This is a genomic window from uncultured Lacinutrix sp., from assembly GCF_947500325.1.
Taxonomy (GTDB): domain Bacteria; phylum Bacteroidota; class Bacteroidia; order Flavobacteriales; family Flavobacteriaceae; genus Lacinutrix.
In genome coordinates this window covers 156,173-179,620 of record NZ_CANMRQ010000002.1, presented here as the reverse complement: position 1 = coordinate 179,620, position 23,448 = coordinate 156,173, and the positions used below count along the sequence as shown (strand labels likewise).

Sequence of the window (23,448 nt, the reverse complement as noted above, 5' to 3'; positions counted from 1 at the left end):
TGCAAAAACAACTAGACACCACAAATGAACATAGTTATTCTTTCCAGAAACGCAAACTTATACTCAACAGATCGTTTGGTTGAGGAAGGCGAAAAAAGAGGACACAAAATTGAAGTTATTGATCCTTTGAAATGTGATATCATTATTGAAAAGGAAAAACCTACTATTTATTACCAAGATCGTTATTTAGATTATGTTGAAGCTATTATTCCTAGAATTGGTGCTTCTGTAACTTTTTATGGCTGTGCTGTAGTTAGACAATTTGAAATGATGAATGTCTTCACAACCGTTACTTCTGATGCAATTTTACGATCACGCGATAAACTAAAAAGCTTACAACGCTTGAGCAAAGCAGGCATTGGAATGCCAAAAACTGTATTTACAAATTATTCTAGAGATGCAAGAGAAGTTATTCAACATGTTGGTGGTGCTCCAGTCATTATAAAATTATTAGAAGGCACCCAAGGTTTAGGTGTTGTTTTAGCAGAAACTAAAAGTGCTGCAGAATCTGTTTTAGAAGCTTTTAACGGCCTTCAAGCTAGAGTTATTGTACAAGAATTTATAAAAGAAGCTAAAGGAGCAGATATACGTGCGCTTATAGTGGATGGGCAAGTCGTTGGCGCTATGAAAAGACAAGGTTTAGAAGGTGAATTTCGTTCAAACCTACATCGTGGTGGCAGTGCCAATATTATCAAATTAAGTCACGAAGAATTAAAGGTAGCTATAAATGCAGCCAAAGCTTTAAAGCTTCCTGTTTGCGGAGTAGATATGTTACAATCTGCAAGAGGTCCATTATTATTAGAAGTGAATTCTACACCAGGATTAGAAGGCATTGAAAGTGCTACAGGACGCAATATTGCTAAAAGTATTATTGGTTTTATTGAAAAAAACAAAAAATAAATGCTGACAAAAAATAAAAACGATTTACATATTTTAGGTGAAACTATAAAACTTGGCGAAAGCAAAGAAGTAAGCTTTAATCTAGCAAAACTACACACTCACACACCAGTTGACGTTCCCGTTATTATTGAACGTTCAAAAAAACCTGGACCTACTATGCTATTTACTGCTGGTATTCATGGAGACGAAGTTAATGGTGTAGAAATTGTAAGGCAGATTATAGCAAAAGGGATTAACAAACCCAAAAGAGGAACTACGATTTGTATTCCAGTGCTAAATATTTTTGGCTTCATCAATATGGAACGAGAGTTTCCAGATGGACGTGATTTAAATCGTGTATTTCCCGGAAGCAAAGGAGGTTCTTTAGCCAGTAGAGTGGCAAATCAATTAATTACCGAAGTTGTTCCTCATGCCGATTTTGTTCTTGACTTTCATACTGGAGGCGCGTTACGTTTTAACGCTCCACAAATTAGAATAGCAAAAGGCAATGAAGATTTTGATATTGCTGCCGAAATTTTTGGAGCACCTTTTGTTCTTTATTCTAAAAACTCTAAAAAAACGTTTAGAAGCGCATGTAATACTATGGGTATTCCCATTTTATTATTTGAAGGCGGAAAGTCTTTTCATATAGATAAAAATGTTACTAACACAGGTGTTAATGGTGCTAAACGCATTCTTAATCATTATGGAATGTTATCTAGTAAATTTAATGTTTCGGAGCCTAAAAAAAGATGTGTTTTTATAGCGGAAAGTAAATGGATTCGAGCCAACTTTTCTGGAATGTTTAAACCTTCTATTATTATTAATGAAAAGGTAGAAAAAGGACAAACCATAGGAAACATAACCGATCCTTATGGCAAATTCAATCATTTTGTAAAAGCAAGTAATGATGGCTTTATCATAAATGTAAACGAATCACCAATAGTATATCAAGGTGATGCTTTATTTCATATTTCAACAAAATTGGCTTAATAAATTTAAAAATGACAAAAGCTCAATTACGAAAAAAATACAAAATGCTTCGTGATTCATTATCTAATGAAGATATTGATTCGTTAAGTATGGCTATTGCTAATCAACTATTACAAGTAGATATTTGGAACTTTAATTTTTATCATCTTTTTCTTTCTATTGAAAAGCAAAAAGAAATCAATACAGATTATATATTAAATATTCTATCTGGAAAAGACAAGAACATTGTAATTCCAAAAAGTGATTTCACAACCTTTACTCTGCAAAATTTTTTACTTACTGACTCTGTAAAAATAAAACTGAATGAATATAATATCCCTGAACCTGTTGATGGTATTCCTATAGAAGACTCAAAAATAGATATTGTCTTTGTTCCTTTATTAGCATACGATAAAAAAGGCAATCGAATAGGTTACGGAAAAGGCTTTTACGATAATTTTCTAGCTAATTGTAATTCTAGCACCTTAAAAATCGGCCTTTCTTTTTATGAGCCTGAAAATGAGATTAAAGATGTCTATCCTACAGATATAGCTCTTGATCTCTGTATTACCCCATACAAAATTTATAAGTTCTAAACTTCATTTCATCGATTAAATGTAATTTTTTATCGTTTAAATGTAATTTTTATTATATTTGAAATTCAAACCCCAAATTACCGCTGTTACAGAATGATAAAGAACACACTATTTAAAAACGTAATCAACGATATAGATATTGGCTATTGGGAACTATATGACAATACCAGTAACTGGTCTGCTGCCTTTATAAAGAAGTTAGGCTATAACCCTGATGATGTAGAAATTAAACTAGATTATTTTCTAAATGATCTTATTCATCCAGATCAAAGAGATGCTTTTAGAGATAATTTTTTTAATTTAGTAAGACACTATTTAGACTTTAAACAAGAAATATCTATTAAATGTAAAAATGGAGAGTACAAAGAATTCATTTGTATTACCAATGATAACCTACCTGTTAATGTTCACGGCGATTCAAAAGTTATATTTTTTAATGAGAAAAAATATATAACAAATAAAAAAGTAAAAAAAGACAATTTTTACTACCAAGAAAGCGCAGAAATGACCTCCACTGGTAGTTGGTATGTAGATTTTAAAAAGCAAAAAAGCTATTGGGATGACCAAACAAAAAAGATTTTAGAATATCCTGAAGATTATACTCCTTCCTTAAAAGACTCTTCTCAATACTATGCGGAAGACCATCAACAATTAGCAGCAGATTGCTTTTTTAAATGTGCAATGGCTGGCAATCCTTTTGATACAGAAATTAAAATGCTAACATCAAAAGGTAGAGAGTTTTGGGCAAAAGCTATTGGTAAAGCTGTATACAATGACGACAATGAAATTATTGGTATACGTGGCGTATTCCAAGATATAGACGAAGAAAAATCTAAAGCCATTACGCTTCAAAAAACATCTGATATTATTGCTTCGCAAAACTCTAGGCTTTTTAATTTTGCGCATATAGTATCTCATAATTTAAGATCTCATTCAAGTAATTTATCTTTAATCACTCAACTTATTGATGATGTAAATTCTATAGAAGAAAAACTTGAACTAATCACTAGTATTAAAGATATTTCTGAAAGTTTAAATTCAACTATAAGCCATTTAAATGAAGTTGTAACAATCCAAACCCAAACAGATCAAAACAGAGTTGAAGTTTGTCTTGAAATGACTATGGCTACTGTTAAAAAATCAATAAGTAGAATTATAAGGGAAAGTAATGCTACTATAAATGTAGATTTCTCTCAGGTAAAATGTTTACCATATATTCCTGCATATATGGAAAGTATTGTTTTAAATTTGTTAACCAATGCAATTAAATATAAACATCCAGAGCGCGACCCTGTAATATCAATTAAAACTTATATAAAAGATAAAAAAACGTATCTTGAAGTTAGTGATAATGGTATTGGTATTGACATGGATAAGTTTGGAAAAAAACTATTTGGTATGTATAAAACCTTTCATTATAATAAAGATGCTGTAGGTATTGGATTATTTATCACAAAAAACCAAATTGAATCCTTAGGCGGTCAAATTTTTGTAGAAAGTGAGGTAAACAAAGGAACAACATTTAAAATACAATTCTAATAATCAATCTACCCTAACCATAATATGAAAACTTCAACTGTTGAACTAGCATGCATTATAGATGATGATAGCGTATATGTTAATCTAGTTAAAAAAATAATTGAGACTAAAAAGCTTTGTGAAAATTTACTAGTTTTTAGTGATGGTAAACAAAGTATAGAATATTTTGAAGCTATACTCCAAAATTTAGAAGCTGAACAAATTCCTGAAATTATTTTCTTAGATTTAAATATGCCAGTAATGGATGGATGGGAATTTTTAGAACGTTTTACTAAAATTAAAAATAAGTTAGATAAAGCAATTACACTATATGTCGTTAGCTCTTCTATAAACCCATTAGATATTAATCGTGCAAAATCATTATCAAGTGTGGAAGACTATCTAATAAAACCAGTAAATATATCTGAACTAGAAAGCATCTTTACTAAAACCGCATAACCTACAATCACAATAATCTACTATTATAAGCATTAAGCGTTTCTTATTATTTAGGAAACGCTTTCTTATTAAAGAAAATTAAAATCCCAAAGCCTATACTTATTGCAACATCTGCAATATTAAAAACTGGCTCAAAAAACACAAAGTTTTTACCGCCATAAAAAGGCATCCATTCTGGCAAATTACCTTGCCATATTGGTAAGTATAACATGTCTACAACATTACCGTACAGCATACTATCATAACCACCATCTTTAGGCAAAAACTGGGCTACTTGCCCATAACTATCGCTAAATGAAATACCATAAAAAACTGAATCTATAATATTCCCCATAGCACCAGAAAATATAAACACTAAAGCTAAAACCAGTACTTTTGAGGCTTCTTTTTTAATTGAAGACACCAACCAATACCCTATACCAAAAATGGCAATAACTCTAAAAAGCGTTAAACTAAACTTTGCTGTTCTATCACTTATAAATGGGATAATATCACTTAGTTTAGTTCCCCAAGCCATGCCATCATTTTCAACAAAGTATATTTTAAACCAACTAAAAACAGTAACAGAATCATGCAACTGGAAATGAGTTTTAACATAAATTTTACTAATCTGATCGATTAGTAAAATAACAATTATAAATAATGACGCTTTTTTTAGAGACATAGAATATATTTCAAACAAAAATAGAATTATTTTTCAGTTTAAATAACGCTAAAACAAATACAAAAGTTGTTTAATATATTTGAAAATAACAAACGCTTCAATAAAAATTGAAGCGTTTGTTATTTTTTAAAAATAGTGAAAATATTATTTCTGCATATTTTTAGCCTCAATACTTAATGTAGCATGAGGTACTAATTCTAATCGTTTAGGATTAATTAATTTCCCTGTGACACGACATACTCCATATGTTTTATTTTCAACTCTAATTAATGCATTTTTTAGATCTCGAATAAATTTTTCTTGCCTAATTGCTAATTGCGAGTTAGATTCTTTACTCATTACCGCACTACCTTCGTCAAATGCTTTAAATTGAGGAGAAGTATCTTCGGTCCCATTATTATGATCATTCATATAAGCACTTTTTATTAACTCTAAATCGTGTTGAGCGCTTTCTATTTTTTCTAATATTATTGATTTGAATTGAGCTAATTCTTTATCTGAATATCTTACTGTGTTTTCTACTGACATATTATGCGTGTTTTTTAATAGCTAATTTGGTATTTATTATATCGAACACAACTTCTATACCATTATCTATTTGATCAACAATTTCAAGACTATCTGTTAATGTTTCTGCCTTGATATATTCTAAATTCGTTTTAACAGCTTGCGTAATTAAATCATCTTTTTGTAGTTGCACACTAATTCTATCTGTTACTTCAAACCCTGAATCTTTACGTAAGTTTTGAATACGATTTACGAGCTCACGAGCAATCCCTTCTTCACGTAATTTTTCAGAAATAGTAACATCTAATGCAACAGTAATAGAGCCTTCATTTGCAACAAGCCATCCTTCGATGTCTTGAGATGTAATTTCAACATCACCGAGTTCTAAAGTAATAATTTTTCCATTACAATCGACATCTATAACCCCATTTTGTTCAACTTTTTTAATATCCTCAGAATCAAATTTCTGTATCTCACTAGCAATCAGCTTCATATCCTTACCAAAACGTGGCCCTAATGCCTTAAAGTTAGGCTTAATCTGCTTTACCAAGATATCTGAAGCATCTTCTAATAACTCTATTTCTTTGATATTTACCTCACTTTTAATCAAATTCTCTACTGCTTGTATCTCTTCTTTAAGTTCAACAGAATCTACAGGTATCATTATTTTCTGTAATGGCTGACGTACTTTTATCTTTTCTTTTGCTCTTAACGATAATACTAACGATGATATTGTTTGAGCATTCTCCATTTTTCTCTCTAAAGACTTATCTATATAATTTAGATCTGCATTAGGAAACTCTGCCAAATGTACACTTTCAAACTGTTCTGTTTGTGTTGTTTTTGTTAAGTCTAAGTAAAGTTTATCCATAAAAAATGGTGCTATTGGAGCTCCCAATTTTGATATGGTTAACATACATGTATATAATGTTTGATATGCAGAAATTTTATCTTGTTGATAATCACCTTTCCAGAAACGTCTTCTACTTAAACGTACAAACCAATTACTTAAATAGTCTTGTGTAAAATTAGAAATTGCACGTGCCGCTTTTGTTGGCTCATACTCTGCATAATACTCATCTACTTTTTGAATTAATGTATGTAATTCTGATAAGATCCACCTATCAATCTCTGGTCTTTGATCTAAAGCAATATTTTTTTCTGCATAAGTAAACTTATCTAAATTAGCATATAATTGAAAGAATGAATACGTGTTGTATAATGTTCCAAAGAACTTACGTTTCACCTCTTCTATACCATCTAAATCAAATTTTAAATTGTCCCAAGGGTTTGCATTAGCAATCATATACCAACGTGTGGCATCTGCTCCATAAGTATCTAAGGTTTCAAATGGATCTGTAGCATTACCTAAACGTTTAGACATTTTCTGTCCGTTTTTATCTAATACTAAGCCATTAGACACTACATTTTTATAGGCTACCGAGTCGAAAACCATAGTCCCAATAGCATGTAATGTATAAAACCAACCTCTGGTTTGGTCAACACCTTCTGCAATAAAATCTGCAGGATATGCCTTTTTATCGTCAATTAATTCTTTGTTTTCAAATGGGTAATGCCATTGTGCATATGGCATAGAACCAGAATCGAACCAAACATCTATTAAATCTGCTTCACGCTTCATTGGTTGTCCATTTGGAGATACTAACACAATCTCATCAACAATATTCTTGTGCAAATCTAGCTTTGCATAGTTCTCTTCGGAATTGTTTCCGACTTCAAAATCTGCAAAAATATCTTCAGCTAAAATACCTGCCGAAACTGCTTTAGCCATTTCAGCTTTTAGTTCTTCAACTGAACCTATACATATTTCCTCCTTACCATCTTCTGTTCTCCAAATTGGTAATGGGATTCCCCAATAACGTGAACGCGATAAATTCCAATCGTTTGCATTTGCTAACCAATTACCAAAACGACCAGTTCCAGTAGATTTTGGTTTCCAATTAATAGTAGTATTTAACTCGTGCATACGACCTTTAACGTCTGTAATTTTAATAAACCAAGAATCTAATGGATAGTATAAAATTGGTTTATCTGTTCGCCAACAATGTGGATAGTTGTGCTTATATTTTTCAACCTTAAAAGCTTTGTTTTCATTTTTTAATTTAAGAGCTAACCTTTCGTCTACACTTAGATATTTTTTTAAATCAGCAATAACTGACTTTAAACTTTCTTTTTGCTTGACTAGTTCTATCGCTTCCTCTTCTTCTTTCAAATATTCAGCTTTCACATATTCTCCTGCAAAACCATATATATCATCTTTAACTTCTAATCTAAAACGACCTTGCAAATCAACAAGTGGCACCAAATTACCATTATCGTCTTTTACCAGTAATGGTGGCACTTCTGGCATTGCTTGCTTTGCAACCAAAGCATCATCTGCACCAAATGTTGGTGCCGTATGTACAATTCCTGTACCATCTTCTGTTGTTACAAAATCTCCAGAAATAACTCTAAAAGCATTTTCTGGATTATCATTAGGTAAAGCATACGGTAATAATTGTTCGTATTTAATACCTACAAGGTCTTTCCCTTTAAATTCTTTTACAATGTAAAATGGAACTTTCTTATCACCATCTTTATATTCCAATAATTCTGGCTTGGTTTCTACTTTATTAAACTTACCATCAAATTGCTTATTTACTAAAGCTTTTGCCAAAATCACATTCATAGGCTTGAATGTATATTGATTATATGTTTCTACTAATACGTAATCTATTTTTGGTCCAACTGTTAATGCGGTATTACTAGGTAACGTCCAAGGTGTTGTAGTCCAAGCTATAAAATGAATATCGCCTTCATTTTGTAAAAAATCTGGCAATGTTTCGTTTAACGCTTTAAACTGAGCTACCACTGTTGTATCTGTTACATCTTGATATGCTCCAGGTTGATTAACTTCATGTGAACTCAATCCTGTTCCTGCTTTTGGAGAGTAAGGCTGAATCGTATAGCCTTTATACATTAAGTTTTTAGTATAGATTTCTTTTAACAGCCACCAAACACTTTCCATGTATTTTGGTTCATAGGTAATATATGGATCGTCCATATCTACCCAGTATCCCATTTTTTGAGTCAGATTATTCCAAATATCAGTATAACGCATTACTGCTTTACGGCAAGCTGCATTATAATCTTCTACAGAAATGGTTTTACCAATATCTTCTTTGGTAATCCCTAATTCTTTTTCTACACCAAGTTCAATTGGTAATCCATGTGTATCCCATCCAGCTTTACGCTTTACTTGAAAGCCTTTCATAGTTTTATAACGTGGAAAAATATCTTTTATAGCACGTGCTAAAACGTGGTGTACACCTGGTAAACCATTTGCACTTGGTGGTCCTTCAAAAAACACATATGGTTCTGCATTTTCTCTAGTAGTTACACTCTTTTCGAAGATATCATTGTCTTGCCAATACTTAAGAATTTCTTCTGCTACGTTTGGTAAGTTAAGTCCTTTATATTCAGGGAATCCTGCGCTCATTTTTTCTAATTTCTTATAAGAAATGCGAAATTAAGGAATTTTGAGAAAAAAGTGAGGTTTATTGGGCGGAAATGGTTAATCTTCTACTTTCAATTCAAATTTTGCTCCATCTGGCAAATCTTTAATTTGTCTTGCTAAATCTCCACTAAATGAAATTAATTCTAAAAAAGATATCTTACCTAAGTTTTCAGCCTCATATTTTCCACCTAATACTCCTGCTAGTTTTAGACAAAATTTTTCTTCTTCTTTTAATTCTCCTAAATAATCTTTTGAGAAATCTACTAAAGTTTTCATTTCCCAGTCTTCAACAAAATCTTTATCTTTTTTTAAAATTTCATATTCCGTTAAATCACTAGATATGACTGAAAATTCTAATTCCTCAGGGCAGATTCTACATATCCACCCTTCTTCTGATAGAAAGATAATATTTCCAAAATCATTTATATCTATAATTCTTTTTGGAATTTGATTAGTCCAACTCCAACTTTCTTTGATTGCGTCAATAATCATGTAATTATTTTTAAACTATAAAATCAACCAAATCTTCAATCTTAGAAATCAATTGAATTTTAATAGCTGTATTTTGAAGAGAGATCTTATTATATTTTGACACAAAAATGGTTGAAAACCCTAATTTTTCAGCTTCTAAAATACGTTGCTCCACACGTTGTACTGGTCTTATTTCTCCAGATAAACCAACTTCGGCAGCAAAACAGTAATTTGCTAATAATGCTTCATCTTCATTAGAAGATAAAATAGCTGCAACCACTGCTAAATCGATAGCTGGATCATCAACAGTTATTCCTCCTGTTATATTTAAAAACACATCTTTTGCACCTAAACGGAAACCTGCTCTTTTTTCTAGAACAGCTAAAAGCATATTTAGTCTTTTAGCATTAAACCCTGTAGCACTTCTTTGCGGCGTTCCATAAACAGCTGTACTTACTAATGCTTGTACTTCTATCATTAATGGACGCATACCTTCTAAAGTTGCAGCGATAGCATTTCCAGAAAGTTCCTCGTCTTTTTTTGATATTAATATTTCACTAGGATTACTTACTTCTCGCAAACCAGAACCTTGCATTTCATAAATACCTAACTCACTGGTAGAGCCGAAACGATTTTTTTGAGCTCGTAAAATTCTAAACACATGATTACGATCACCTTCAAATTGCAAAACAGTATCTACCATATGCTCTAATATCTTTGGCCCTGCAATGTGACCATCTTTGGTAATATGACCTATTAAAACAACAGGCGTATTAGTTTCTTTAGCGTATTTAATAAGTTCTGTAGTACATTCCTTTATTTGCGAAATACTACCGCTAGATGATTCAATATAATCACTATGCAATGTTTGTATAGAATCTATTATAACAATATCAGGTTCTAAAGCTTCAATTTGCTTAAAGATATTTTGAGTCTTAGTCTCTGTAAGAATATAACAGCTATCATTATTAGGGTTAATACGCTCAGCACGCATTTTTATTTGCTTTTGACTTTCTTCTCCAGAAACATACAATGTTTTATACGGTAGTTTTAAAGAAATCTGCAATAACAAAGTACTCTTACCTATTCCTGGTTCTCCTCCTAAAAGTGTTAATGAACCAGGTACTATGCCACCTCCCAAAACACGATTAAATTCTGCATCTAAGGTATCTAATCTAGCTTCTTTAGAGGAATCAATTTCTTTTATTTTTAAAGGTTTCGAAACACGCTTAACGGTATTTGAAGGTGTTTTCCAATCGCTCTTTTCTGGCTTTTGAATAACCTCTTCAACAATAGTATTCCACTCTTTACATGCTGTACACTGCCCTTGCCATTTCGCATATTGCGTACCGCAACTTTGACAAAAAAAAGTGGTTTTTATTTTAGCCATTAATATCCAAAATCTGCTTTAATCTGCTCAGATAATTCTAAAACGTGATCTTTAGTAATACCACCTATCTCTTCTAAAATATATGCAGATTGATATGTTTTCATAGCTTTTTTAGGCTTTCCCGTTTCTTCGTAAAAACGTCCTAAATAATAATTTCCTAACAATGTGTCTGGATATTCCTTTCTTGCTAATTTACCTAACGGCTCGAAATATTCGAATTTTTCTGTTTTTTTAATCGCAGCAGCAATAGCTCTAAAATCATTAACTAAAATAGGTTTTTTAATCCCAAAAAGATCTTCAATCATTCTATACTTCTCAACTAAATAATCTACTGGAGAGTCTTCTAATTTTAAAATAGATTCTTTATACTCTTTCTTTGAAATTGGTCTAAACACAAAGAAAATATCCTCTAAAGCTTGCGGAATAGCATGTGCAGGAAGTGCATAATGCGAAGGCCCTATGAAATCATTAAAACTACTTAATACATTTTTATTATCTACACCTTTAATGGCATCATTTAAAGCCTTTGTTCCTTTTTGAATTGATTTCACATCATTATCTGAAGTTGCTAAATAATAGAATGTTTTATTTTCAATTTTAGGCAACTTTTCAGTTAAAAATGTTGTCATATCTGCAGCTAAATCTGGACTTATAGCTACATATGCATTAAATAAAGGGTTCTCTTTTAACAAGTAATAGTTAATAAAGTTAGCTGTAGTACCATGCCCAATTGCTACCTTAAATTTTTCTGTTCTATATGTTTTTTCAATAAATGGAATAAGCTCCATACTTATAAACTCAAAAAATGCTGCACCAGTTTCTATTGGTAACGAATTTTGTTCAGAATATAAATTATCGGCATCTCGTTTACCATATTGATTTACACCAACTACAATAGCTTCTGGAATATCTTCCCAATACGATGCATAATCTACATTTCCCGAAACTATTTCAAACATATAGTCACCATCTAAAACTAAAATAATAGGGTAACTTTTATCTCCTTTATCATAACTTCTAGGTAATTGAATTTTAATGTCTCTAGCCTCTCCTAATCGAGCTGAATTAAAGTTCTTATAAGTTGCTTGGGCACCAATAAAATGTATCGATATGAAAAAAACGAAAAGGTAAATAATACGTTTCATAGTAGGGTTTTTAAAATTAGAAATGCAATGTACAAATTATTTCTTTCTATTATAAATAGGAAGGTAAAGTAATGATAAACCGCCAAAAAGAATAACCAATGCGGTTTGTGAGGTCCACATTATCCATCCAAAAGCCCGACTTGGGTTTTCAGGTAAGTTAAACAATAAAAAAGCTAAAACTATAGCTTCTGGATATGAACCAATACCTCCATTTGTAGCAGCAATACTAAAACTAGCTAATATAAAAGCTATTAAAATAGCGCCTAATGGTATATTATTTAATTGCGGGATTGCAAAAGTAGTTACATAAAACATCAATACATACATACCCCATATAAAAAAAGTGTGAAAAATAAACGGCCATTTTTTCTTCATTTTAAAAATACTTAATGCGCCTTCTATTAATCCGTTTACAAAACTCTTTATTTTAACAGCTATTTTAGAGTTGCTTTTTTTTATATAAAATATAAAGAAAAAGATTAAAATTATTAAGCCTAAAAAACCTATAATTATTTTAGATGGATTAAAACGTTCTACTAAAAAGTTATAAATAAAATCAAATTCCAAAAACAAGGTTATAGATATAATTAGTATCATTACTAACACATCTGCTATACGTTCTGCAACTATAGTTCCAAAGCCTTTTTCGAAAGGTACACCTTCGTAGTTAGTTAAAATTGATGCTCGTGCTACTTCACCTGCTCGGGGTATAGTATAATTTATTAAATAAGTAGCAAATACTGCCATAAAGCTATTACCAAATTTAATTTTATAACCAAGTGGTTCTAGCATAAAAGTCCAACGGTAAGCTCTTGATAAATGACTTAAAAAGCCTAAAAACACTCCTAAACATATGTATACATAATCAGCAGACTTAAAATAGCTTAATAATTCTTGAAAAGATAGTTTTGAAAGAGAATACCATATTAAAAAAACTCCCAATAAAATTGGGAGTGAAATTTTTAATATTTTAAGTATCGATTTGTTCAATGTTTACTTTAATAGATTTGTTGCTTCATCGGGAAACACCAATGAAGGTTTAAATACTTTTGCCTTTTCAATATCCATAAAGCCATAAGTAATCAAGATTAATACATCTCCTGGAGAAACCAATCTTGCAGCTGCACCATTTAGTGTGATTTCTCCACTATTCCTTGGCCCCGGAATAGCATAAGTTTCTAAACGCGCTCCATTATTATTATTTACAATTTGTACTTTCTCTCCTTGTATAATATTAGCTGCATCCATTAAATCTTCATCAATAGTTATACTACCAATATAATTAAGGTCTGCGCCGGTTACTTTTACTCTATGAATTTTAGATTTTACTACTTGTATTTGCATGGTGCAAAGGTAATTAATTTAGTGCTAAATTATCTATTAATCTTATGTCATCTGCATAAGCAGCAATAAAAGCACGATAGGTTTTAAATTTGGATTTTCTTTTTACTGGCTTTAAGGTTTCAATGTCTGCAATAATAAAATATTCTAATTCTAATAGTTTATGTTTTGCAAATTGTTTTTCAACCCATTCCGTTACTTCATTAGCACTTTTTGTGCCAAACTTTTCTTTTGCATCTTTTAATGTTTTATATATAAAAGGCGCAGCAATCTTATAATTTGGTTTTAGCCTAGTATTTCTTGAACTCATAGCTAAACCACTTGTTTCTCTATGAATTTTACATCCATTTACTATTACTGGTATATTATACTTTTCAACTAGTTTTTTAATGATAGCCAATTGCTGAAAATCTTTCTCTCCAAAATATGAGTTATTTGGTGTTACAATCTCAAATAATCGCTTAACTATAGTTCCAACTCCATCAAAATGACCTTGCCTAAACCTGCCTTCCATTTCAAATTCTAATCCATCGAAACTAAAATGTTCAGCTTTCGCATTATCCCCATATATATCTTTAACACTAGGCGCATAAACGATAATATCTTTAGAAACCGTTTTCAATAGCTTAACATCTTGATCTAAAGTACGTGGGTATTTTTTTAAATCTTCAGCATTATCAAATTGTGTTGGGTTGACAAAAATACTAACAACACAATAGTCATTATTAGCCAATGCCTCCTTTACCAAAGACAAGTGTCCATCATGTAAAGCACCCATTGTTGGGACAAAACCAAAAGTGATTCCTTTTGCTTTTTTTTCCGAAATATGCTTTTGGATTTCAGTTTTATTAGAAAAAACAGTCATTTTTTAATATAAAATTAACGCGTGCAAACTTAACATATTAGTCGCAATCTGCATAAATTTTTGTACTTTTGCGTGTTTTTTATTTTGATTTTTCCATATAACAATGCTCTTAAGTGAGTTTTTAAGGTGAAAAAACAAGAAAAAAAGAAAGATAAAGGCAAACCTAGATAGCCATAAATAAATCTATTAAAACTAACGTATGAAAGATAAGAGAATATTATATGTATCATCTGAAGTGGTTCCATATTTACCAGAAACAGAGATTTCTTCAATGTCGTTTGAAACTCCAAGAATGGTAAATCAACAGGGTGGACAAATTAGAATATTCATGCCTAGATATGGAAATATTAATGAAAGAAGACATCAATTACACGAAGTGATTCGTCTTTCTGGTATTAATTTAGTAATTAATGATTTAGATATGCCATTAATTATTAAAGTTGCCTCTATTCCTAAAGAACGTATTCAAGTTTATTTTATAGATAATGACGAATATTTTAAAAGAAAAGCAACGCTTACAGATGAGGATGGAAACTTATTCCCTGACAATGATGAACGTGCTATTTTCTTTGCAAAAGGAGTTATTGAAACTGTTAAAAAATTAAACTGGTCTCCAGATATAATTCACGTTCATGGTTGGCTTGCATCCTTACTACCATTGTATTTGAAGCAATTTTACAAAGACGAACCTTTATTTAACGAAAGTAAAATTGTAACTTCTGTATACAATCAAAGCTTTGATACAACGTTAAATGAAGACTTAATTAATAAAGTTGCATTCGATAATATTGACAAAGACGCTATTAAGGTATTAGAAAAACCGACATACAACAATTTAATGAAAGTAGCGATAGACCATTCTGATGCATTAATTATAGGGTCTCATGAAATGCCTAAAGAATTAGAAGATTATTTAAAGGACTCTGAAAAACCTGTTTTAGACTTTAAAGAAAAAGATGAGTTTGCTGAAGCTTATACAGAATTTTATAATACCAGCGTTTTACAATAAAGGTTCTTTTTAACTAAGAAAGAATTAAAAAATACTATGAAAAAAACAATTAAAAGTCTAAAATCTATAGCATTACTTGCCTTGATTTTAGTAGTCACAATTGCATGTGACAAAGATTTTGCTAATATAGATAGCAATATAGAAGGCATAAAGAATTTTGATGCTACAAGTAGAGTTTTCCCTTTAGTAACTTACACACAATCTGTAACACCATACAATCCTTCTGGTAATCCAGATATGACTGGAGTACAAACAACAGAGCTCTCTACAAACTTATTAGGTGTATATAAAGATCCAAACTCTGAATTTGGTACAACATCTGCAAGTATAATTACTCAAGTTATTCCAAGATTCTTTGGCCCTGATTTTGGAACAGATCCTGTTCTTGAAGGAGTAAAACTAACAGTTCCATACTATTCAATATTAGAATCAACAGATGATAATGGAGCTAACACTTATAGCTTAGATTCTATTTTTGGTAATCCAGAGGTTGCTTATAAACTATCTATCTATGAATCTAAATATCTAATAAGAGATCTAGATCCAAATACAGAATTTGAAGAACAACAATTTTATTATTCTAATGAAGAAGAATTGTTTTGCAATCAAATTGGTCAACTATTATATGAAAGCACAACCGCAAATCCTTTTAGACCTAGTCCTCAAGAAATTCTTGTTCTAGATGATGATGGTGAAGTTTCACAACGCTTATCTCCTAGATTGGAATTAGAACTTTTTAATCCTAATTTACCAATTGATGATCCTACTAATGCTTTTTTACAAAATTTATTTTTTAGTGAAGAAGGTAAAGCAGCTTTTGACAATGCAAATGGTTTTGTTGATTATTTTAGAGGTCTTATTTTTAAAGTTGAACCTATAACCAATGATGGTAGTATGATCGTATTAAATTTTGGTTCTAGTGAAACAAACATTATAGTTGACTATACTAATGAAGAAGAAATAGCAGGTACTGCTCTAGGCAGCACTGAGTTCACCTTAAACTTTAATAGAAAAAGAGTTAATACTTTTAATACTACTGGAGTTACCACAGATTTAAACGGAGACGCTATAAATGGTAATGAAAATTTATACTTAAAAGGTTTAGATGGCTACATGGCAGTTGTTGATCTATTTGGAGATGAAGAAGCAGAATTTAGAAGTAAAAAAGACAAATGGTTAATTAATGAAGCTAATTTAATTTTTCATGTTGATGAAACAAAAATTACCGACAATGAAAATGAGCCGACTAGACTATTATTATTCGATTTAAAAAACAATGTTCCTGTTGTAGATTTTTTCTTAGATGGCTCTACAAATACAACAAATCCTAATAATTCTAAAATAGTTCACGCTGAAGCATTGAGTGAAGGAAAATATAAGTTTAGAATAACAAACCATATTAATAATATACTAAAAAGAGATTCTACTAATACTAAATTAGGATTATACGTGAGTTCAAACGTTAATTTATCTCAAAACTCAAAGATTCAAAACGCAGTTGAAGACGAAGACGATGAAACTGTACTTAGCTTAATCCCAACTAGTAGCATCCTTCAAGCAAAAGCAACCATTTTACATGGAAATCAATCTTTAACAGTTGATAAACGTCCCGAATTTGAAATCTTTTATACAGAACCAGAAAACTAATCACATATGTGCGGAATTGTAGGATATATAGGAAAGAGAGAAGCTTACCCAATTATATTAGAAGGCCTAAAACGTTTAGAATATAGAGGTTATGATAGTGCTGGAATTGCACTTTATGACGGAAACTCTATTCAACTATCTAAAACAAAAGGAAAGGTAGTAGATCTAGAAAATCGTGTCAATAATGAAATAGAAACAACAGGTTCTCTTGGAATTGGTCACACTAGATGGGCGACTCATGGCGTTCCTAATGATATTAACTCACATCCTCATTACTCAAACTCTGGTGATTTAGTTATAATTCATAATGGAATTATAGAAAACTATGCTTCAATTAAAAAAGAATTAATTAAAAGAGGTTATACTTTTAGTTCTGAAACTGATACTGAGGTTTTAATAAATTTAATTGAAGACGTAAAAAAGAACGAACAAGTTAAGTTAGGAAAAGCAGTACAAATAGCTCTTAACCAAGTTGTTGGAGCATACGCTATTGCCGTTTTTGACAAAAACAAACCAGACGAAATTGTAGTTGCAAAATTAGGAAGTCCGTTAGCTATAGGTGTTGGTGAAAATGAATTTTTTATCGCAAGTGATGCTACTCCTTTTTTAGAGTATACTAAAAAAGCCATTTATTTAGAAGATGAAGAAATGGCTATTGTAAGATTAAAAAAAGGTGTTAAAATAAGGAAAATTAAGAATGATGCATTAGTAGATCCTTATATCCAAGAATTGCAACTTAATTTAGAACAAATCGTCAAAGGTGGTTATGAGCATTTTATGCTTAAAGAAATCCACGAGCAACCAAATGCTATAAAAGATACTTATAGAGGGCGATTGAATGCTAATAAAGGTCAGGTTAGAATGGCTGGTATAGATGACAATCTTGAAAAGTTTTTAAACGCTAATAGAATTATAGTAATAGCTTGTGGAACATCTTGGCATGCAGGTCTAGTATCAGAATATATATTCGAAGACTTAGCTCGTATTCCTGTTGAAGTAGAATATGCTTCAGAATTTAGATACAGAAATCCTGTTATAACTGAAAATGATGTTGTTATTGCTATATCGCAATCTGGTGAAACTGCAGATACTTTAGCAGCAATAAAACTTGCTAAATCCAAAGGAGCATTTGTATTTGGGGTTTGTAATGTTGTTGGTTCCTCTATAGCTAGAGAAACTCATGCTGGTGCTTATACTCACGCAGGTCCTGAAATTGGAGTAGCATCAACAAAAGCGTTCACAACACAAATTACTGTTTTAACACTTATTGCTTTAAAACTAGCAAAGGAAAAAGGTACTTTATCTCATTCTGAGTTTCATCTCCACTTGCAAGAATTAGAATTAATTCCTGACAAGGTGCAAAAAGCATTGCAATCTGATGCTCATATAAAAGTTGTTGCAGAAACATATAAAGATGCCAAAAACTGTCTTTATCTTGGTAGAGGTTTTAATTTCCCTGTTGCACTTGAAGGCGCATTAAAATTAAAAGAAATCTCATATATTCATGCAGAAGGTTACCCAGCTGCAGAGATGAAACATGGACCTATTGCTTTAATTGATGAGCAAATGCCTGTATTTGTTATTGCAACAAAAAAAGGGCACTATGATAAAGTGGTAAGTAATATTCAAGAAATTAAATCAAGAAAAGGTAAAATTATTGGTATAGTTACCGAAGGAGATACAGAGGTTAAAAACCTTGCAGATCATGTTATTGAAGTTCCAGAAACACTAGAACTTTTGACACCTCTTTTAACGACTATTCCATTACAATTATTATCATATCATATCGCTGTAATGCTCGATAAAAACGTTGATCAACCAAGAAATTTGGCAAAATCAGTTACGGTTGAGTAATCAATTAAGCTGTTAAATTTATTGGCGTGATTCTCGAATAAGCATTTATCACTAGTGTTTTTTGTGATTTAGATAAATATTTAAGGTTTTTTATTAGTTATTTTTATTATGCGCGCATAATTTATCTTAACTTTCTTTTAAGATAGACCCAAATAACGTATATTGCCTGCAATAAATTAACTAAATCAAAAAAATGAGAACAATCTTATCAATTGTATTGTTGTGTTTTTGCGGAATTACTTTCGCCCAAACAACAATATCTGGTACTGTTATGGACAATAATGGTATACCTATCCCAGGCGCAAATCTTATTATTACAGGAACCTCTTTAGGTACTACAAGTGATTTTGATGGTGCTTTCGCATTAGACACGAGTGAAACACCTCCATTTACATTACAAGCAAGTAGTGTTGGCTATTCGACTGAGAGTATTGAAGTAACAAGTAATAATCAAGTATTAAACTTTGTTTTAAACGAAGGTAGTATTCTTGATGAAGTTGTTATTTCTGCTTCAAGAACTCCAGAACGTATTTTTGAATCTCCAGTAACCGTTGAACGTATAGGTTTAAAAGAAATTAAAAACACAGCTTCTGCAGATTTTTATGACGGATTAGAAAATCTAAAAGGTGTTGATGTAAACACAAACAGTTTAACCTTTAAATCTGTTAACACACGTGGATTTGCAACATTTGCTAATACACGTTTCATGCAGTTAGTAGATGGTATGGACAATTCAACTCCTGCCTTAAATTTCCCTATTGGAAATTTAGTTGGTATGATAGAAACTGATGTTTTAAGTGTTGAATTACTTCCAGGAGCATCTTCTGCGCTATATGGAGCTAATGCATTTAATGGTATACTATTCATGAGAAGTAAAAATCCTTTTGAGCACTCAGGAATTAGTGGCTATATAAAAAGAGGTATTACATCTCAGGAAGCTGCTGGCGATAACCCTTATACAGATTTAGGTATTAGATTAGCTCACAAATTCACAGACAAATTTGCTGTAAAAGTGAACTTTGGTTACTTAAAAGGTACAGATTGGGCTGCGACTAGTGAAGTTGATAGTGATAGAGTTGGAGGAACAAGAGCTACTAACTTAAATTATAATGGTATTAATGTCTATGGTGATGAAGTTTCTACTAATATAAGAGCAGCATCTGGCTTAGGTTTCATTCCAGATGTAGAAGTAAGTAGAACTGGTTATAATGAAAGAGACTTAACAAATTATAATGCTGAAAGTGTTAAAGCAGATTGGGGATTATATTTTAGACCAATTGAAGATAATAGTTTAGAATTATCTTATGTAGGAAAAGTAGGTACAGGTTCTACAATTTACCAAGGAACTAATAGATATAATATTAACGGATTCTTCCAACAACAACATAAATTAGAAGTAAAAAACGATAACTTCTTTGTTAGAGGATATGTAGTAGGTGATAAAGCAGGTAATTCATATGACATGGTTTTCACTGGTATTAACATTAACCGAGCTTGGAAAAGTGATACTGATTGGTTTGGAGATTACATTGGAACCTATGCAGGTATAGAATTAAGTGGAAACCCTCTAGGTTTAACAGAACAACAAAAACATGATGCAGCAAGAGCAGCAGCAGATACTGGTCGTTTTTTACCTGGAACAACAGAATACAACAATGCTTTTGAAGCAAGTATTAAAGATCCCGATTTAAGTAGAGGATCAAAATTTCAAGATGCTTCTAAATATTACCATGCAGATGCTAATTACAACTTTAGTCATTTAATTGATTTTGCAGATATTCAAGTTGGTGGTTCTTACAGAAACTATAACTTAAACTCTGGAGGAACAATCTATACTGATGCTGACGGAGAAATTAGATACTCTGAATATGGTGTTTATACTCAAATTCAAAAAGATTTTGACATAACTGATGATATGGAACTAAAAGTTACTGCTTCTGGTCGTTATGACAAATCAGAATTATTTGATGGATTTGTTTCTCCTAGACTTTCTTTAGGCTTAACTGTAAATAGGGATCATAATATTAGAGCATCTGCTCAAACTGGTTTTAGAAACCCTACAACTCAAGATTTATTTATTGGTTTAGATGCAGGTAGAGCTATTTTAATAGGTTCTGCTGAAAGTAATTTAGATAGATACCAAAGAACATTCCCAGTAAGTTTAGCAGGTCAAGCAATTCCTGGAGAAAACATTCCTGCTACAGTAACCCAAACTGGTACTGCCGCTTATGGTGACACTTATGTTGCAACTTCTGTTGATGCTTATCTAGATTCTGGTAACGAGAGTGACCTAGTTGTAACTAATGCTGAATTGGTAAAACCTGAAAAGGTAACATCTGTAGAAGTTGGTTATAGAGGTAAATTTGACAAACTAATTGTTGACTTTAGCACGTACTATAATAAATACGAAGACTTTATTTCACAAGAAGTAGTAAGATCTACTTTTTATGGGGTTGCTGGAAATAATTTAGCTGTTCAAGCTATTGATAATGGAGATTACCAGACATATAGTGCATACACAAACTCTGATGCGGATGTAGCCTCTTATGGCGCTTCATTAGGCTTATCTACTAAAATATTTGGAGACTATGATATAGGTGGAAGTTATACGTTTACTAAACAAGATTTCGATCAAGCTTCAGATCCTGGATTAATGACTAGTTTCAACACTCCAGAGCATAAGTTTAAAGCTACTTTTGGTAATACTGATTTATTTAAAAACTTTGGATTTAATATAGCATACAGATTTAGTGATGATTATTTCTGGGAAGCAACATTTGGAAACGGTGTGGTTCCAGAATTTCATACGGTTGATGCACAAATTAACTATAGAGTTCCTAGTTTAAAAACAACAATTAAAGCTGGTGCTACAAACTTAACAGGTACAGAATATTTTACAGCCTTTGGTACTGGATTTATTGGTTCGCAATATTACCTTTCATTAACAATTAATAACTTATAATAATGAAAACTATAAAAAACATAAAATACGTTTACTTAATTGCTATAGCATTAGGTTTTACGGCTTGTAATGATGAAGAAGATTTTATAGATGCTCCTGAACCTGCAATAACATTACCTGCTTTAACTGCAGGAACTGCTAATTTTTCAAACTACGTTGCTGTTGGAGCTTCTTTCACTGCTGGATTTACAGATGGCGGACTATTTATCGCTGGACAAGAAGATTCTTTTCCAAATACATTATCAAAACAGTTTTTAGCAGCTGGAGGAGGAAGTTTTACTCAGCCTTTAACTTCAGATAACTTTGGTGGTTTAGCTTTAGGTGGTAATAGAATACAAGATCCAAGATTAGTATTTGGTGGTGCAGGTCCTGTACCATTAGAATCTGTAATTGGACCTGTAACTGTTGGAACAGATTTACTTGCTCCTCCAACTGGACCTTTTAATAATCTTGGAGTCCCTGGAGCTAAAAGCTTTCATATGATTGCTCCTGGGTATGGTAACATAGCAAATCTTTCTGCTGGATTAGCAAACCCATATGCAATACGTTTAACTGGCACAACTCCAAATGCTTCTATGGTAGAATTAGCTGTTGCACAAAACCCAACATTCTTTACATTAAGTGAAGTTGGTGGAAATGATGTATTAGGTTATGCTACTTCTGGCGGTGATGGTACAAACCCTATTACGCCTTCTGCAACTTTTGATTTTGCATTAAATACTATGGTTACTGCATTAACAGCAAATGGCGCTAAAGGTGCAATTGGTAATGTTCCAAACATTACAAGTTTATCACACTTTACAACAGTACCTCATAATCCAATTCCTTTAGATGCAGCTACAGCTGGTGCCGTAAATGGTGCATATGCAGCATACAATGGTGGATTACAAGCAGCTCTTGCTGGTGGATTAATTGACGCTGCTGAAGCTGCTAAAAGAACTATTAACTTTGTAGAATCTGCAACTAACGCAGTTGTTATAGAAGATGAATTTTTAACAAATTTAGCAGCTTTAGGATTACCTAATTATAGACAAGCTACAGCTGCAGACTTATTTGTATTGCCAGCCTCTTCTTTTATAGGAACTGAAGCTGTACCAGGAAATCCATTGACAGTTAATGGTGTTGCAATTCCATTAGCAGACAAATGGGTATTAACACCAGAAGAACAACAGGAAATAGCGACTGCTACTGCAGCATACAATGCTACAATTTCTTCTGTTGCTTCTAGCAATAATTTAGCTTTAGTTGATTTAAATAGTATTTTAGATCAAGCAGCTACAACTGGAATTGATTTTGATAATTACGACATGAATACTAGTTTAGTATTTGGAGGATTAGTAAGTTTAGATGGTATTCATTTAACAGCTCGTGGCTATGCTTTAATGGCAAACAGCTTCTTAGATGCTATTGACACTACATATGGTTCAAATTTTAGAGCTTCTGGGAATGTAGCAAAAGCCGATGATTTTGGTGTTGCATATTCACCTCTATTACCATAATAAATACAAAATAATATATTTTAAAACGCCTTCAAATTGAAGGCGTTTTTTTATGTTTAAAAAAGCTAGAAAAACAACTTTTATTTTAAATTAAATCACCTATCTTTGCACGCGAAAACAAATCGTGTTTTCAAACAATTAAATAGCATAATA

Annotated in this window: 19 protein-coding genes; 10 read left to right on the top strand and 9 right to left on the bottom strand. The window is 31.7% G+C overall.

The features are described 5' to 3' along the window. Positions 1–24 precede the first annotated feature (24 nt). From rimK to Q0997_RS03640, 5 genes are all read left to right on the top strand, one after another. On the top strand, positions 25–900 hold the full coding sequence (rimK, locus tag Q0997_RS03660; protein ID WP_299884646.1) for a 30S ribosomal protein S6--L-glutamate ligase: 876 nt from the start codon (positions 25–27) through the stop codon (positions 898–900). After that, positions 901–1,872 carry a succinylglutamate desuccinylase/aspartoacylase family protein gene (locus Q0997_RS03655; protein WP_299884643.1) on the top strand — a complete coding sequence of 324 codons (972 nt, stop codon included), beginning with the start codon at positions 901–903 and terminating at the stop codon, positions 1,870–1,872. It begins immediately after the preceding gene. 11 nt (positions 1,873–1,883) lie between these two features. Then, complete coding sequence (locus Q0997_RS03650) at positions 1,884–2,447, top strand: 5-formyltetrahydrofolate cyclo-ligase (protein WP_299884640.1); 564 nt, start codon at positions 1,884–1,886, stop codon at positions 2,445–2,447. Between the two features lie 93 nt (positions 2,448–2,540). Continuing rightward, on the top strand, positions 2,541–3,986 hold the full coding sequence (locus Q0997_RS03645; protein WP_299884638.1) for an ATP-binding protein: 1,446 nt from the start codon (positions 2,541–2,543) through the stop codon (positions 3,984–3,986). Between the two features lie 24 nt (positions 3,987–4,010). Next, complete coding sequence (locus Q0997_RS03640; RefSeq protein WP_299884635.1) at positions 4,011–4,424, top strand: response regulator; 414 nt, start codon at positions 4,011–4,013, stop codon at positions 4,422–4,424. A 46-nt stretch (positions 4,425–4,470) separates the two neighbouring features. Here the strand turns inward: Q0997_RS03640 and Q0997_RS03635 are convergent, their stop codons facing one another. From Q0997_RS03635 to panC, 9 genes are all read right to left on the bottom strand, one after another. Beyond that, positions 4,471–5,088, bottom strand: a complete 618-nt coding sequence (locus Q0997_RS03635; protein WP_299884633.1) for a lipoprotein signal peptidase — start codon at positions 5,086–5,088, stop codon at positions 4,471–4,473. A gap of 144 nt (positions 5,089–5,232) precedes the next feature. Then, entirely contained in the window at positions 5,233–5,616 is a 384-nt protein-coding gene (locus Q0997_RS03630) for a TraR/DksA C4-type zinc finger protein (RefSeq protein ID WP_299884630.1), read from the bottom strand. Between the two features lies 1 nt (position 5,617). After that, complete coding sequence (gene ileS, locus Q0997_RS03625; RefSeq protein ID WP_299884627.1) at positions 5,618–9,094, bottom strand: isoleucine--tRNA ligase; 3,477 nt, start codon at positions 9,092–9,094, stop codon at positions 5,618–5,620. A 75-nt stretch (positions 9,095–9,169) separates the two neighbouring features. After that, the gene (locus tag Q0997_RS03620; protein WP_299884624.1) at positions 9,170–9,604 is read right to left on the bottom strand and encodes a T6SS immunity protein Tdi1 domain-containing protein; all 435 of its coding nucleotides are present in this window, start codon (positions 9,602–9,604) and stop codon (positions 9,170–9,172) included. A gap of 10 nt (positions 9,605–9,614) precedes the next feature. Next, positions 9,615–10,973, bottom strand: coding sequence for a DNA repair protein RadA (gene radA / locus Q0997_RS03615; RefSeq protein WP_299884619.1), 1,359 nt, complete (start codon positions 10,971–10,973; stop codon positions 9,615–9,617). Next, on the bottom strand, positions 10,973–12,118 hold the full coding sequence (locus Q0997_RS03610) for an alpha/beta hydrolase-fold protein (RefSeq protein WP_299884616.1): 1,146 nt from the start codon (positions 12,116–12,118) through the stop codon (positions 10,973–10,975). Before Q0997_RS03610 ends, radA begins: the two co-directional genes overlap by 1 nt. Before the next feature lie 36 nt (positions 12,119–12,154). Continuing rightward, on the bottom strand, positions 12,155–13,060 hold the full coding sequence (locus tag Q0997_RS03605; RefSeq protein WP_299884613.1) for a lysylphosphatidylglycerol synthase transmembrane domain-containing protein: 906 nt from the start codon (positions 13,058–13,060) through the stop codon (positions 12,155–12,157). A 51-nt stretch (positions 13,061–13,111) separates the two neighbouring features. Continuing rightward, positions 13,112–13,462 carry an aspartate 1-decarboxylase gene (gene panD, locus Q0997_RS03600; RefSeq protein WP_299884610.1) on the bottom strand — a complete coding sequence of 117 codons (351 nt, stop codon included), beginning with the start codon at positions 13,460–13,462 and terminating at the stop codon, positions 13,112–13,114. Between the two features lie 13 nt (positions 13,463–13,475). After that, entirely contained in the window at positions 13,476–14,324 is an 849-nt protein-coding gene (panC, locus tag Q0997_RS03595; protein ID WP_299884607.1) for a pantoate--beta-alanine ligase, read from the bottom strand. 199 nt (positions 14,325–14,523) lie between these two features. Here panC and Q0997_RS03590 point away from each other — a divergent pair, with 199 nt between their 5' ends. From Q0997_RS03590 to Q0997_RS03570, 5 genes are all read left to right on the top strand, one after another. Next, a complete protein-coding gene (locus Q0997_RS03590) occupies positions 14,524–15,333 on the top strand; it encodes a glycogen/starch synthase (RefSeq protein WP_299884604.1) in 810 nt (269 codons plus the stop codon). A 36-nt stretch (positions 15,334–15,369) separates the two neighbouring features. After that, the gene (locus tag Q0997_RS03585) at positions 15,370–16,980 is read left to right on the top strand and encodes a DUF4270 domain-containing protein (protein WP_299884601.1); all 1,611 of its coding nucleotides are present in this window, start codon (positions 15,370–15,372) and stop codon (positions 16,978–16,980) included. A 6-nt stretch (positions 16,981–16,986) separates the two neighbouring features. Beyond that, positions 16,987–18,834: a glutamine--fructose-6-phosphate transaminase (isomerizing) gene (glmS, locus tag Q0997_RS03580; RefSeq protein WP_299884599.1), complete on the top strand. Its 1,848-nt coding sequence runs from the start codon at positions 16,987–16,989 to the stop codon at positions 18,832–18,834. Positions 18,835–19,027: 193 nt separating this feature from the next. Then, positions 19,028–21,796 carry a TonB-dependent receptor gene (locus Q0997_RS03575; RefSeq protein ID WP_299884596.1) on the top strand — a complete coding sequence of 923 codons (2,769 nt, stop codon included), beginning with the start codon at positions 19,028–19,030 and terminating at the stop codon, positions 21,794–21,796. A gap of 2 nt (positions 21,797–21,798) precedes the next feature. Next, positions 21,799–23,295 carry a G-D-S-L family lipolytic protein gene (locus Q0997_RS03570; protein ID WP_299884593.1) on the top strand — a complete coding sequence of 499 codons (1,497 nt, stop codon included), beginning with the start codon at positions 21,799–21,801 and terminating at the stop codon, positions 23,293–23,295. The last annotated feature ends 153 nt before the right edge of the window (positions 23,296–23,448 follow it).